Annotated in this window: 12 protein-coding genes and 2 pseudogenes; 13 read left to right on the top strand and 1 reads right to left on the bottom strand. The window is 41.2% G+C overall.

Annotated features, from left to right (window positions below; translation table 11 throughout):
- Positions 1-9 precede the first annotated feature (9 nt).
- The 8 genes and pseudogenes from ACIGG7_RS08775 (at position 10) to ACIGG7_RS08740 (ending at position 7,092) form a co-directional block, all read left to right on the top strand.
- Positions 10-1,206, top strand: coding sequence for a M20 family metallopeptidase (locus ACIGG7_RS08775; RefSeq protein WP_397549493.1), 1,197 nt, complete (start codon positions 10-12; stop codon positions 1,204-1,206).
- 132 nt (positions 1,207-1,338) lie between these two features.
- Positions 1,339-1,785: a hypothetical protein gene (locus ACIGG7_RS08770; RefSeq protein WP_397549492.1), complete on the top strand. Its 447-nt coding sequence runs from the start codon at positions 1,339-1,341 to the stop codon at positions 1,783-1,785.
- A gap of 376 nt (positions 1,786-2,161) precedes the next feature.
- Complete coding sequence (locus tag ACIGG7_RS08765; RefSeq protein ID WP_397549491.1) at positions 2,162-2,560, top strand: Rrf2 family transcriptional regulator; 399 nt, start codon at positions 2,162-2,164, stop codon at positions 2,558-2,560.
- 168 nt (positions 2,561-2,728) lie between these two features.
- Positions 2,729-3,629 (top strand): annotated as a pseudogene (locus ACIGG7_RS08760) (NAD(P)/FAD-dependent oxidoreductase).
- A 180-nt stretch (positions 3,630-3,809) separates the two neighbouring features.
- Positions 3,810-4,004: pseudogene (locus tag ACIGG7_RS08755) on the top strand (MFS transporter); the annotation flags it as partial.
- A gap of 443 nt (positions 4,005-4,447) precedes the next feature.
- Entirely contained in the window at positions 4,448-5,041 is a 594-nt protein-coding gene (locus ACIGG7_RS08750) for a DJ-1/PfpI family protein (RefSeq protein ID WP_397549490.1), read from the top strand.
- A gap of 381 nt (positions 5,042-5,422) precedes the next feature.
- The gene (locus tag ACIGG7_RS08745; RefSeq protein ID WP_397549489.1) at positions 5,423-6,385 is read left to right on the top strand and encodes a helix-turn-helix transcriptional regulator; all 963 of its coding nucleotides are present in this window, start codon (positions 5,423-5,425) and stop codon (positions 6,383-6,385) included.
- A 74-nt stretch (positions 6,386-6,459) separates the two neighbouring features.
- Positions 6,460-7,092 carry a type 1 glutamine amidotransferase family protein gene (locus tag ACIGG7_RS08740; protein WP_397549488.1) on the top strand — a complete coding sequence of 211 codons (633 nt, stop codon included), beginning with the start codon at positions 6,460-6,462 and terminating at the stop codon, positions 7,090-7,092.
- 374 nt (positions 7,093-7,466) lie between these two features.
- On the opposite strand, the gene ACIGG7_RS08735 is transcribed toward ACIGG7_RS08740, so the two are convergent.
- Positions 7,467-7,979, bottom strand: coding sequence for a DUF6143 family protein (locus ACIGG7_RS08735; RefSeq protein ID WP_397549487.1), 513 nt, complete (start codon positions 7,977-7,979; stop codon positions 7,467-7,469).
- Positions 7,980-8,526: 547 nt separating this feature from the next.
- Here ACIGG7_RS08735 and ACIGG7_RS08730 point away from each other — a divergent pair.
- The 5 genes from ACIGG7_RS08730 to ACIGG7_RS08710 are packed head-to-tail and all read left to right on the top strand — an operon-like array spanning position 8,527 to position 13,368.
- Positions 8,527-9,111 carry a glycerol-3-phosphate responsive antiterminator gene (locus ACIGG7_RS08730; RefSeq protein WP_397549486.1) on the top strand — a complete coding sequence of 195 codons (585 nt, stop codon included), beginning with the start codon at positions 8,527-8,529 and terminating at the stop codon, positions 9,109-9,111.
- 14 nt (positions 9,112-9,125) lie between these two features.
- On the top strand, positions 9,126-10,247 hold the full coding sequence (locus ACIGG7_RS08725) for an ABC transporter ATP-binding protein (RefSeq protein ID WP_397549681.1): 1,122 nt from the start codon (positions 9,126-9,128) through the stop codon (positions 10,245-10,247).
- Entirely contained in the window at positions 10,244-11,170 is a 927-nt protein-coding gene (locus ACIGG7_RS08720) for a carbohydrate ABC transporter permease (protein WP_397549485.1), read from the top strand. Before ACIGG7_RS08725 ends, ACIGG7_RS08720 begins: the two co-directional genes overlap by 4 nt.
- Positions 11,167-11,979, top strand: coding sequence for a carbohydrate ABC transporter permease (locus ACIGG7_RS08715; protein ID WP_397549484.1), 813 nt, complete (start codon positions 11,167-11,169; stop codon positions 11,977-11,979). Before ACIGG7_RS08720 ends, ACIGG7_RS08715 begins: the two co-directional genes overlap by 4 nt.
- A 39-nt stretch (positions 11,980-12,018) precedes the next feature.
- Positions 12,019-13,368 (top strand): ABC transporter substrate-binding protein, encoded by a 1,350-nt coding sequence (locus ACIGG7_RS08710; RefSeq protein WP_397549483.1) that lies wholly within the window; start codon positions 12,019-12,021, stop codon positions 13,366-13,368.
- Positions 13,369-13,388: the final 20 nt, after the last annotated feature.

The following is a 13,388-nucleotide window of genomic DNA, read 5'->3' as shown; positions in this document are numbered from 1 at the left end:
GGAAAAGAGATGAGTCAACCAGCAGTGATGGCCGATCGTAAACAAAACATTCTCTCTGCAGTCGATCAATTGGCGGTGAAACTCGTGTCGACCAGCCATCAGATCCACGACAAACCTGAAATCGGAAATGAAGAGTTCTTTGCTTCAGAAACCTTGACCACCCTCCTTGCAGCAAACGGGTTCTCCATTGAACGAGGAGTGGCGGGGCATGAAACTTCCTTTGTGGCACGCAAACATTCAGGGAAAGAAGGTCCGGTCATCGGCTACCTCGCTGAATATGACGCCCTGCCTGGACTCGGTCATGCTTGCGGTCACAATATCATCGGGACGGCAAGCTGCGGGGCGGCCATCGCCCTGTCGTCCGTACTCGATGAAACAGGTGGGGAAGTGGTGGTGTTCGGAACTCCTGCCGAGGAAGGTGGACCCAACGGAAGTGCGAAGGGCAGTTTTGTAAAGGCAGGCTTGTTCGAAGGAGTGGATGCCTGTATGATGGTTCATCCGTTCAACCGAACAACGCAGACAGGGAAAACTCTTGCCGTGGACCCGCTTGATTTCGAATTTAAAGGAAGGTCAGCCCATGCGGCAGCCTCCCCTGAAGACGGCATTAATGCCCTCGACGGTGTGATCCAGCTGTTCAACGGCATTAACGCCCTTCGTCAGCACGTGACCGATGATGTACGGATCCACGGCATCATCACCCACGGCGGGGACGCGCCAAACATCGTCCCTGACTATGCCAAAGCCCGCTTCTATATACGGGCTGCAACCAGGGAAGCATGCAATGAAGTCACGAAGAAAGTAAAAGCGATCGCTGAGGGATCGGCAATTGCCACCGGGACGAAACTGAATGTCATCAAAATCCAAAATGAAGTCGATCACTTTCAGCTCAACCGCCGTTTCGATCAAGTATTCCAGCGCTCCATCGAGTCATTAGGGGAATACTTTGACGATACGGAACGAAAGGGACTCGGCTCCTCCGACGCCGGAAACGTCAGCCGGGTGGTACCGACTATCCATCCCTATATCAAAATCGGCCCAGAATCCCTCGTCGTCCACACGAACGAATTCAGGGAAGCGGCGAAATCCACCGAGGGTGACCGTGCCCTTGTGATCGGGGCAAAAGCACTTGCGCTGACGGGGTATGAACTGTTGACGGATAAGGGGCTTTTGGAGGGAATATGGAATGAATTTGGTTCAAGTAAATAAGGGAGAAAAGACAGCCAAATCAGGGCTGTCTTTTTTTTGTGCTGGAGAATGTTCCAATGTTTAACAAAAACACGAAAAGGATAATGAATAAATGAGAGATTGTATCGTAGAAACGAAAGAAAGGAGAACGACATGAAAAAATTACTGATAGCAGGCAATCTTCTTTTCGCACTCTCGATACTGGGAGCGTGCGGTTCAGAAGAGGCCGAACCCGAAGATAATACCTCAGGCGATACGGCAGAAATGAGCGACCAGCAGGATACCCAGGAAATGGACGAGCCGGCAGCCGAACTCCTCGACAGTGAAAAGCTGCAGGAACGGGTCCAGAAGGGAATGGATCTCGATTCCTATTCTGCTGAACTGACAGCAATGGAGGAAAAAGGTGAAACCACCCTCGTCAAAAAATACAACTTAACCGGAAATAAAGAAATAAAAGCCCAAATTCTCCAAACATCAGACGGATTTGTCGCAGTTGAAACGGATGGACTGGAAGTGGCAGACGTTTCAAACTTTAAAACCATGAAAGAAGTTGAGGATCATCTGAACGAGAAGGATATGGAAGAAGATATGAGTGGATAAACGTTCCACACCTTTTAAGAGTATTCCATAGTGAAATCCGAACTAATTTACCTTATGGGAGTTAAATTAGTTCGGATTTTTTATCGTTTATAGAAAGAAGTAAAGCACGAGCTCTTTCTTTAAGAAGGGGGTATTTTATTGCCTTCATTATAATATAAACTCTAACATGTTCCTTGCTTAGTTTTAGGGAGTTCTTCCATTATAGGCAAGATTGTTGTGGAACTTTTTCATTACAAATTAAGATTTATACTAAAATATTGGGTGGAAATGGTGAAGATTTATTGGCATACATTTTTATTTAGGATGCAGCGTTCTTGACAAATAAATCCATTTAAGGATATTGTGGATATAATAAATCTATAATAGAGGTGTTATCATGAAATTTTCAAAAGCGACTAATTATGCTTTACACACCATGCTTTCTCTCGTTACTGCTTCTTCAGTTGAGCCTATAGGTGTCCAGAAACTGGCAGAATCCCAAGGTGTTTCAACAACTTATCTGTCCAAAATTTTAACAAAGCTCGTAAAAGCAGGATTGATTGAATCAATTTCCGGAGCTCATGGAGGTTATCGATTATCTCGTCAAAAAGCGGATATTACATTTTTAGACATCATTTACGCCATAGAAGGTACAGCCTCCTTATTTGAATGTGATTTTATTCATGGAGAAGAATGCTTAATTCAAACTGAAATGAAAAAAGCAGAAGAGAAGATGAAGCAACATTTAAAAGAAATTAACTTAGTTGACATAGCTCAAAAGCAAAAGGGAATTTAACATTCATAAGAGATATCTCTTATATATTTTAGAAGGGGAGAATGATGAATTTTTCTACACTTTTAAGAGCAACACCAAACTATATACCATTAATTTTTTAAAAATAGAAATCTTATGTTCAATTACAGATATAATATATCTATATTATCTATTTAGGTGGTGTGGTTGATGATTTATGAATGTGCGATTATTGGAGGAGGCCCTTCAGGGTTGAATGCCGCCCTTGTACTGGGGAGAGCAAGACGAAGTGTAGCTTTGATTGATAATAATCAGCCTAGAAATGCTGTGACACATGCCTCTCACGGTTTCATTACAAGAGACGGTATAACACCGTCCGAATTCCGTCGTATTGCTTATAGAGAAGTGTTGAATTACCCTTCTGTCAATCATCTACAAACTGAAATTGTTTCAGTCAATAAAACAGCTATGGGATATGAAGTAGTTGATATTTCAGGAAATCGTATACTCACAAAAAAATTAATTGTGGCAACAGGGGTAAAAGAGATTTTTCCTCACATCGAGGGCTTTTATTCGTTATATGGAAAAAGTTTGTTTAATTGTCCTTATTGTGATGGATGGGAAATGCAGGATCAGCCGATTTTCGTTGTTTCCGAAAATCCATCTATCTTCCATACGGCGAAACTTCTCTTCAATTGGAGTAAAGATTTGGTTGTTTGTACAAATGGTCTTACACTTTTATCGGAAGTGCAAAAAAAGCAACTGCAATCAAAGGGGATTAAGGTGGTAGAGAAACCCATTCTAGCCTTTATCGGCCAAAACGGTAGATTGGAACATATTCGCTTTACAGATGGAACTCACACTGCGAGAGTTGGGGGCTTTGTTATGCCACAATTTGTTCAAAGCGCACCGTTCAGAGACCAGTTGGGGTATGAAATGACAAAGTCGGGTGGGATCAAAACAGATGAATCAGGAAGAACCTCAATACCTGGTTTGTATTCTGCTGGAGATGCTTCCTATGTAAAACCATCCCAAGTGGTTTTTGCAGCAGCTGATGGGAGCTATTGCTATGACCGTTAATATGGATTTAACAGAAGAAGAGTTTGAATGACATCAAAACCTTTTAAAGATTGTTTTAGTCTATGTATTTCCTTAGTTGGTATCTCATTATTTTGTTCTTTCTGAGATTGTATATTGAAAAACTCATTTCCTTGGACTTCTAGCTATAGAACATTATCGATAGGATGAAAAGTTAGTTCTATACAAATACATTGAGAAAAAGGAGGGAAAAATGAATCGTTTTACAATATATTTGCTAGCTTTAGGAGCCTTTGGAGTGTGAACATCAGAATTTGTTGTTTCTGGAATATTAGAGTTGAATTCAGGGGATTTAGGCGTATCAATCTCAATGACTGGGCAATTGGTCACGATATATGCTTTATCCCATGCAATAGGTGCGCTAGTGCTTGTTATGCTGACTGCACAGTATTACTTGCGTTATTAATTGCATCTATTTCGTCTGGATCGACAAAAGGAGAAAAGAAAATTTTTGTGAATAGTTGAGTAATAATAACCTTTTCTTGTTCACAATGAGTGTGAGAGTTAAATAAGTACGAACCAGTTTCAACAGCCTTTGATCTTCAACAATCGGGCGCGTTTATCGCGCCCGATTCTTGTATAATAGAAGGAAATATTGGAATTCGGTGAAGTGCTACAGCTGTACATAATAAACGGATTCCATTACATAAAATAATAGCAAAATCAATTAATATTTAATTATCATTATTAATCAGGTAATCGAGCCTTGCAAATTTGATCATCTGACCCATAATAGGAAAAATCGATTATTTAGCAATAGACAAGTCTTCTTTTTAATCATTCTATATTACTCTATCACTTTACAAATATTTCTTTTAGGAGGTTTAAAACATGCAACAGCGTACAGTGGGTATTTTACTATTTAACGATGTAGAAGTTCTAGATTTTGCAGGACCATTTGAAGTATTTTCTGTAGCGACTTTACCTAATTCAAATGAAAATCCGTTTATTGTTAAAACAATATCTGAAAATGGAGACCTAGTTACTGCAAGGAATGGTTTGAGAGTTTTTCCTGATTTTAGTTTCGCTAACCATCCTTCATTAGATATCGTGATTATTCCTGGAGGGTATGGTGCTGAACAGATTGAAATAAACAATCCAAGTATCATTGAATGGATTAAAGCCCAGCAATCAAGAACAGAGTTTCTGACTTCAGTCTGTACTGGTGCGCTGCTTCTTGCAAAAGCAGGAATTCTTGATGGAAGAAAAGCGACAACGCATTGGATGGATATTGATAGATTAAAACATGAATTTCCTCAAGTATCAGTACAGCGTGATGTTAAATTTGTCGATGAAGGATCAATTATAACATCTGGAGGAATATCAGCAGGAATTAATATGTCGTTTCACCTAATATCTCGACTTCACGGAGAAGATGTAGCTGTAGAGACCGCAAAACGAATGGAGTATGATATTAGGTTGTAACTTTCCATTAACGAATGAAATAAGAATGATGCTTCTGATTTACTTGATTTAGTAGATAGGAATACAAAGGAGTCACTTTTAAACGATTTCGCTTTGAGTGGAGCATTCTTTGAGTATTTACTTGATTGTAAAGAGGAATAATACAAGTCTCTTTTCGTAAGTTAGGAACGGCTCCGTTTCTACCTTCTCTTTTCAACTAATCTCAATCTACCTTAAATCCAAAAAGTAGAAAAGAGTAAGAACACCCCAGGTTTGTTTGGGTATTCCATCATAGTCAATTTAATCTGGCATAGAGGATTGCTCAATAGACTAATATTTGAAATAATTGGTATTGAAACAGGGCTACTAATTATATATAGAGGGAAATAGAGGTGGAATGATATGCCTAAAGTTGACAATATGCTAGCCATTCTATGGATGCTTCGTTCAGGTGAAAAAATGACGGCACAACAAATTTCAGAAAAGCTCGAGTTGAATATAAGGACGGTGTATCGGTATATTGATACGATTTCAACAAGTGGCGTACCGATCATTTCAGAACCAGGACATAACGGTGGATACTCTTTATTGAACCATTTTATTGAGGCTCCTCTTTTTTTTGATTTTGAGGAGCAAACGTCACTATTTCACGCGGCTGTTTTTGCAGAAGAAGCCGGATATTATGGAGGGGAAGCACTCGATAGGGCCATTTCAAAACTAAGTCACCACTCCAATCAAGAGCAGGAAACAAAGATCAACCAACATGTAACGAGCCTTGAAGTCATAAGTCGATTACGTTCACCCTCGATGGAACCTTTTTTGAAGGAGTTGGAGCAGGCCGTAGCTGACGGGTACTCAGTCAAAATCCTTTACCATAAAAGTGGCGAAAAGCAGTTAAATGATCGATTGGTCGATCCGTACAGAATGGTCTATTGGAATCATAAGTGGTATGTGATTGGGTATTGTCATCTTAGAAATGACATCCGTAGTTTTAGAGTAGATCGTATGGAAAGTCTATTGCTAACCGAAAATACGTTTAACCGGCCGAAGAATTTTTCAGCACGTGACTACTTTATCAAAAGCCTTCTTCCAACTATGGAAGATAAGGAAGGGATTATGTCTTTGGTTCTAAATGGGGATAAAAGTGCATTGGAAGATATTTGCCAACATTGGTTTTTAGGGCATTATTTACAAGAACGAACGTCAAATCAAGCCGTTTTTCTTCTTGAAAAAGAAATCATACATACATATGTACCTTATTTACTTTTACCGTACAATACATCGATTAAAGTGATTGAGCCAATAAGTCTTAAGAAAAGACTTATTGAAGTTCTGTCGAAATTAATACAATTTCATGAAATTTAATGACTTCCCTGACGCTGACTGTCAGGGAAGTTTTATTATAATAGCTCTATCAATGGTGATTGGAGTGTGATTGGATGGAAACAAAAAAAGCTTTTCTATATGTATTTGATACAATGTCGGACTGGGAATATGGATATTTAATGGCTGAGCTAAACTCAAGAAGATATTTCAAAAAAGATGCAGCACCTGTAAAAGTCATGACAGTAGGGGTTACTAAAGAAATGATTACGACGATGGGAGGACTGAGCGTAAAGCCGTATATTTCTCTAGATGAATGTACTCTTAAGAGTAAAGATCTTTTAATCTTACCAGGAGGGACTACTTGGAATGAAGACATTCATCAACCGATTTTAGAAAGAATTGGCCAAGCTTTAAGGATTGGTACGATTGTTGCTGCCATTTGTGGTGCAACAGAGGGCCTTGCGAATATGGGATACTTAGATACTAGAAGGCATACAAGTAATAACTTAGAATATACTAAAATGGTATCTCCTAACTATAAAGGAGAAGCGTTCTATGAGTCGGGACCTGTGGTATCTGATACGAATTTAGTTACTGCATCAGGAATAGCTCCTCTGGAATTTGCCATGGAGGTACTGAAGAAAATAGATGTATTTACACCAGATGCCTTACATTCATGGTATAACCTAAATAAGACTCATAAACCTGAATACTTCTTCGAGTTAATGAATTCAATAAATAAATGAAGTTAGTGAAAAGCTCAATTTCTCTATTTAGATTTGTAGAGAAGTTGGGTTTTTAATTTGGAATTTCCTTATCGATGTAAATCCGCATTTTCCTGAAGCTCCCTCTATTGGCAAGTTGCATTTGCAGAAGTTTGGGAATTTGATGAAGTCAATATGTTAGTTATTAATGATCAAAAATAATTTTTATGAATGGATTCATTGTGAAACTTTACACTTAAAGTAATGGGGCCGATTTATTCAATTAGAATAGCTCCCCTATACTTCATTAAGAATTGGAAAAATTAGTTTATTTTTTCATTTATTATTCAAACTAAGGTTAATGTTATCTCAACCCATGACAGAACGAGTTAACTAAAAATACACTTTTCCAAAAATTAAAAGATTCCTTCACTCTCAAACCATTCGAACTCAATCTGAGATGTAGCAGGTGCGCGACTGCATAAAAAGAACATTGCGTTCGTTCCAGGCTCTATAATTAATCGGCCATCAACTCTAAAACCCAGCTCTGTTCTTTGAGGACTTAGCGCTCTGGTACCGACAATCCTTCCTCCTGAAAATGAGCCTGATACATTAGGGTTGAAAAGGATTTGTCCTACAGGTTTATTATGGGAGGCCAGTTTCAGAACACTTACGTCTGATGATAAAGTTGGCGTTCCAGGAGGGTCAGCATTTACAACTAAATCTGCCGTCACTAGTGTAGTAGAAAAGTTTGTCAAAGCAAAAAAGGAGACATATAAATTCACATTAGAGTGCACCGGATTTACAAGCTGAGCCCATGCATTTTTACTAGCACTCGTTTTTAATTCCCCAGAAGTTCCAGCAAACAACCTTCCTTTACTACTTTGATAGGCTGGGTTTATTATGTCTACTTTTGGCTTTATTTCCATGTGAAGTTAGCCTCCTTATAAGTCTACTATTAAAATATATATACTTTAGAAGAGTCATTATGCTTTTATACCAAGTAAAAGTTTAGAGGGATGGCTAATAGGATCAAAAAATTTATGCCCCACCGTCATCATAGGCAAAACATCGTTTCAAAAAGGACGAACCTCCTGGCTTAAAAAAGCAGAGGTCCGTCCCTCTTTTTAGGTATAAACGCCTAAAAAGGTTATCTGAACAAGAGAAAATAGACGGAGAAAAAAGTGAGTATGAAAATCTTAACAAAGTCCATCGTATCTTTACGATATAAAACATACGATTCACATTGGCTTAACGTTCAGACCTTAATATGACAGTTAGAGAAGGACAAGTGAATAGCACCTGGTTGTGAGAAGGAGAAACCATAAAAAGAAATAGGCGTATTGCTGTGTGAGTAACCCCTATGTTTTTTTATGGTTTTTTTGTTCGTCACAACCTGACTCTGAGAGACCGGGCGGGTGTGAATCGATCACTTGTATTCTCTGTAACACATTCTAGGTAAGGACGTGAATACGTATGAACCTTCAGGAAGAATTTATTCGAAGACTGGAGCATGACCGGTTGATCGCATCCATTAAAGATCCGAAAAGCCTGGATCAATTCTTAGAGTCGAACATCCAATGTGCGTTCCTGTTGGCAGGGAATATCAGTGTGATTAAGCGCTATGTGGATTTATTGAAGAAACATAATCGCTTCGTCTTTTTACATATCGAGAAGATACCTGGTATCAGCTATGACCGAGAAGGGTTGAAGTTTATTGCGAACTACGTTCAGCCTACAGGGATTGTCACAACGAAGAGTAGCCTAATTCAACTGGCGAAAAAGGAAGGATTGTTAACCATACAGCGTCTCTTTCTTGTTGATACGGATGCGGTGAAAAATGGGTTGAAATCCGTGAATGAGATCCAGCCCCATGCACTTGAATTAATGCCTGCTCTCATTCCTGAAATGATCGTCAAGGTGAAACGAAGGACGAATCTTCCTATCATTACTGGTGGCTTGATTCGTCATCAGAAACACATTGATGCTGCTCTCGAAAGTGGGGCCATGGCAGTATCGACTGGAAAACCGCCATTATGGCAGGTTCAATCCAAAAACTAAAGGAGGGCGACATGATGAAGCGTGTTGAATTGAAGAATGTATCCAAAACGTACGACGGGAAAGCCAATGTGATTGAAAACATAGATGTAGACATCAAGCCTGGAGAGTTCTTCGTATTGGTAGGGCCATCAGGATGTGGAAAGAGTACGATGCTTCGGATGATTGCAGGTCTTGAAGGGATTTCAGAAGGAGACCTCTACATAGGGGAAGAGAACGTTACGAACCATATTCCGAGTAAACGGAATTTATCGATGGTGTTTCAAAACTATGCGTTGTACCCGCATTTAACGGTGGAACAAAACATCGTCTTTGGCCTTCATACGAAAAAAATCCCGAAAAAAGAACAAAAGGCACGGTGCATGGAAACGGCAGATATGCTTGGATTGTCCGATTTTTTAGGGAGAAAGCCAAGGGAGCTGTCGGGTGGACAGCGCCAGCGTGTCGCTTTGGCAAGAGCCATTGTGACTCAGGCACCGATCTGCTTGATGGACGAGCCCCTATCGAATCTGGACGCGAAGCTCAGGGCGAAGATGAGATCTGAAATCCGCCAGATTCAACGGAAGTTGGGCATTACAATGATTTACGTCACGCATGATCAGACGGAAGCGATGACGATGGCTGATCGGATGATGATCTTACATAACGGAGAAGTACAGCAAATCGGTCATCCACTCGATATATATAATCGTCCGGCGAATACCTTTGTTGCCTCGTTCATCGGTTCACCTCCTATGAACTTACTGGATGCGGAAGTAGTGGAGCAATCGCTTCGATTAGCAGATAATCGTTTCCTTCCATTAAGTCAGGGAGTGGCCAAGCATTTTTCAGCTCTTACACATGTCACAGTGGGCATTCGTCCGGAGCATATCCAACTCGCAAAAGAAGGCGAGATGAGTTTTTATGCCGATGTGGTGAATGTAGAAGTTCTGGGAACAGAAACCCTCATTACGTGTGAAGTCGGAGGAAAGCAATGGATCGCCAAGTGGAACGGCCAATGGAAGGTGGACATCGGTGAGAAGATCCCAATCTCGATCCATGAAGAGCATCTGTTTCTTTTCAACTCCGAAAATGGAGAGTGTATCTACCATTCTTCTCAAGAAGAGGAGACACCATCACTAAAGGAGGGGGTATTATGAACGGGACTATAGCTTCGATAAACAAGGCGAGAACGTCAGCTCCTTCCAAAAGGTCCGTCCCTAATGTCGTCTCAGGATTACTCTATCTCTTACCGTCAATCATCCTATTTGGGGTATTCCTTTTCTATCCCATGCTTCGAACATTGTATCTGAGTTTTTTCCTGACCGACGGGCAAGGAACACCTATCACATTTGTGGGCTTTGAAAACTTCACGTATTTACTGCAGTCCACAAGCTTTCAACAAAGTATCAAAGCGACCGTGCTGTTTGTTCTTTACACTGTTCCAATCGGTGTCATCCTGGCACTGTTTCTGGCTGTGATCTCCAATGAGAAATTGAAGGGGATCGGTGTGTTTCGAACGCTGTTTTCGTCCACTATGGGAATGAGTGTGGCGGCTTCCTCGGTCATTTGGATGTTTATGTATAACCCATCGATAGGGATATTGAGTAAGCTCGTCAGTTCTTTGGGAGGACCGGAAATTCAATGGCTTCTTGATCCGAAATATTCCCTGTTATCCGTAGCCATCACGACCATTTGGATGAACACAGGATTTGCCTTTCTGATTCTGTTGGGCGGTTTGCAGAACATCGATGAACATCTCTATGAAAATGCAGATATAGCAGGAGTGAGCTACTGGTATAAGCTTCGGAAGATTACGATACCGATGCTTTCCCCGACGTTGTTTTTCATTATTACGGTGTCATTGATTAATAGTTTTCAAACCTTTGGGCAGATTGACATCTTGACCAAGGGGGGACCGATTGAATCGACGAATGTGATCGTGTATTCCATCTATAAAGATGCCTTTGTCAATTACAGCATCGGATCGGCGAGCGCCCAGGCCACCATTCTATTTTTCTGTATTCTGCTCGTGACCGTCCTGCAATTTAAGCTGGGAGAACGGAAGGTGCATTATCAATGACCGCTATGAAAAAAACGATTTTATATACCATTTTGCTTTTATCCGCGGCGTTCATGATGTTCCCGATCTTCTACGCCGTCATGATCAGCTTCATGCAGGGCGGGGAAGTGCTAAGAGGGGACCTGATTCCGAGCAGCATCACTCTTGAAAACTATCAAAAAGCCTTTGACCGGATGCCTCTCCTGCAGTATTTATGGAACAGCTTTTACGTATCCGGAGTTGTGATGATCGGGCAGTTGATCATTTCGAGTCTCGCCGCCTTTGCGTTTGTCTTCATCCCGTTTAAGGGTAGGGAGCTTATCTTCTTTCTGTTTATTTCAACGATGATGATCCCGTGGGAAGCGACCATGGTCCCGAACTTTTTAACAATTCAAAAGCTGGGCTGGCTGAATACCTATTCTGGATTGACCATCCCGTTTTTCGCCCTGGCCTTCGGAACCTTCTTATTGAGGCAGCAGTTCAAAACGATCCCTAAGGAACTGTATGAAGCTTCGGAGGTTGCTGGCATCAGTCGATTCCGCTTCTTCTGGAATGTGGTGCTGCCAGTTTCCAAGTCAAGCCTGGTCACCCTCGGGATCTATAGCTTCTTATCCATTTGGAACATGTATCTGTGGCCTTTGCTTGTCACGAACAATGAAAGCGTCCGGACGGTTCAAATCGGCTTGAAGCAGCTTCAATCTCAAGAAATTTCAACCGATTGGGGGGTGGTGATGTCAGCAGTTGTCGTTGTGATTCTTCCGACGCTCATCCTATTATTCCTTGGTCAGAAACAGCTGCAGAAAGGTTTGACGCAAGGCGCTTTGAAGTAAGTATTAACTTTTTAAAAATAGAAACCTTAGGAGGAAATAATGATGCTAAGAAAAGGATTTATCCTATTATCCGCGCTAGTTCTACTGTTACTGGGGGCATGTTCAAACTCCAGCACCTCAGGGGAAGCGGGAGCAGAAACGAAAGACGGTAAGCAAAAAGTGGTCTTCTGGCACAGTATGAGTGGAGATCTTGAAACAGTGTTAAAGGATGTTGTGGCCGATTTCAATGCGTCACAGGATGACATTGAAGTCACGCCCGTTTTCCAAGGTACATATGAAGAATCATTAACGAAATTCAACACGGTTGCGGGTACAGAGGATGCACCTGCGATCATGCAAACCTTTGAAGTCGGAACGAAGCACATGATTGACAGTGGAAAAGTGCAGCCGGTTCAGAAGTTCATCGATGAAGATAACTATGATACATCTCAATGGGATAAGAATATTTCCAATTACTATTCTGTGGATGGGGAACAATACTCCATGCCATTCAACTCTTCCACACCTGTCCTGATTTACAACAAGGATGCCTTTAAAGAAGCAGGATTAAACGTGGATCAAGCACCTATGACGTACAGTGAGTTAATGGATGCAGCCAAGAAACTGACAAAATTAAAAGATGGAAAGACGAGTCAATACGGATTCTCAATCTTGAACTATGGCTGGTTCTTCGAAGAAATGCTCGCTGCACAGGGTGGTCACTATGTAAATAAAGAAAATGGCCGCGAAGGAAATGCGACCAAAGCGACATTCAATGATGAAAAGGGTCTGAAAGTGTTCAATTTGATCAATGATATGTATAAAGAAGGCACGTTCTACAATGTAGGGCAAAACTGGGATGATATCCGTGCAGCCTTCCAATCAGGAAAAGTAGCCATGTACTTAGACAGCTCAGCAGGTGTTAAAACGATTATTGATAATGCCGACTTTGAAGTAGGCGTATCGTATCTGCCGATTCCAGATGATGCGGACCGTCAAGGTGTCGTCATCGGGGGAGCGTCTGTCTGGATGTCGAGTGGCATTGATGAAGCAAAACAGAAAGCGGCATGGGAGTTCATGAAGTACCTGACGTCACCTGAGGTTCAAGCGGAATGGCATGTGAAAACAGGATATTTCGCCATCAACCCTGCAGCCTATGATCAAGATATCGTAAAAGAAGAGTGGGAAAAGTACCCTCAACTAAAAGTAACCGTTGATCAATTACGTGAAACAAAAGCAAGTACGGCCACTCAAGGTGCGCTGATCTCGGTCTTCCCAGAATCCAGACAAAAGGTCGTAACGGGCATGGAAAATCTGTATCAAGGAATGGATCCACAGAAGGCACTGGATCAGGCAGCGAAAGAAACGGACCGTGCATTGGAAGTTGCCAACAAAAAGCAGGGGAACTAGTATAACCTGTTTGGAATACG

It is taken from the genome of Rossellomorea sp. NPDC077527 (genome assembly GCF_044542955.1).
GTDB classification, from domain to species: Bacteria; Bacillota; Bacilli; order Bacillales; family Bacillaceae_B; genus Rossellomorea; species Rossellomorea aquimaris_E.
The sequence above is the reverse complement of the archived record's forward strand: the minus strand, read 5'-3'. Positions and strand labels throughout refer to the sequence as shown.

Bases quoted from the DNA above. Each gene is read 5' to 3' on its own strand.
- ACIGG7_RS08770 (WP_397549492.1), top strand. From the start codon at position 1,339: ATGAAAAAATTACTGATAGCAGGCAATCTTCTTTTCGCACTCTCGATA.
- ACIGG7_RS08745 (WP_397549489.1), top strand. From the start codon at position 5,423: ATGCCTAAAGTTGACAATATGCTAGCCATTCTATGGATGCTTCGTTCA.
- ACIGG7_RS08735 (WP_397549487.1), bottom strand. From the start codon at position 7,979: ATGGAAATAAAGCCAAAAGTAGACATAATAAACCCAGCCTATCAAAGT.
- ACIGG7_RS08740 (WP_397549488.1), top strand. From the start codon at position 6,460: ATGGAAACAAAAAAAGCTTTTCTATATGTATTTGATACAATGTCGGAC.
- ACIGG7_RS08720 (WP_397549485.1), top strand. From the start codon at position 10,244: ATGAACGGGACTATAGCTTCGATAAACAAGGCGAGAACGTCAGCTCCT.
- ACIGG7_RS08725 (WP_397549681.1), top strand. From the start codon at position 9,126: ATGAAGCGTGTTGAATTGAAGAATGTATCCAAAACGTACGACGGGAAA.
- ACIGG7_RS08765 (WP_397549491.1), top strand. From the start codon at position 2,162: ATGAAATTTTCAAAAGCGACTAATTATGCTTTACACACCATGCTTTCT.
- ACIGG7_RS08775 (WP_397549493.1), top strand. From the start codon at position 10: ATGAGTCAACCAGCAGTGATGGCCGATCGTAAACAAAACATTCTCTCT.
- ACIGG7_RS08715 (WP_397549484.1), top strand. From the start codon at position 11,167: ATGACCGCTATGAAAAAAACGATTTTATATACCATTTTGCTTTTATCC.
- ACIGG7_RS08750 (WP_397549490.1), top strand. From the start codon at position 4,448: ATGCAACAGCGTACAGTGGGTATTTTACTATTTAACGATGTAGAAGTT.
- ACIGG7_RS08710 (WP_397549483.1), top strand. From the start codon at position 12,019: ATGATGCTAAGAAAAGGATTTATCCTATTATCCGCGCTAGTTCTACTG.
- ACIGG7_RS08730 (WP_397549486.1), top strand. From the start codon at position 8,527: ATGAACCTTCAGGAAGAATTTATTCGAAGACTGGAGCATGACCGGTTG.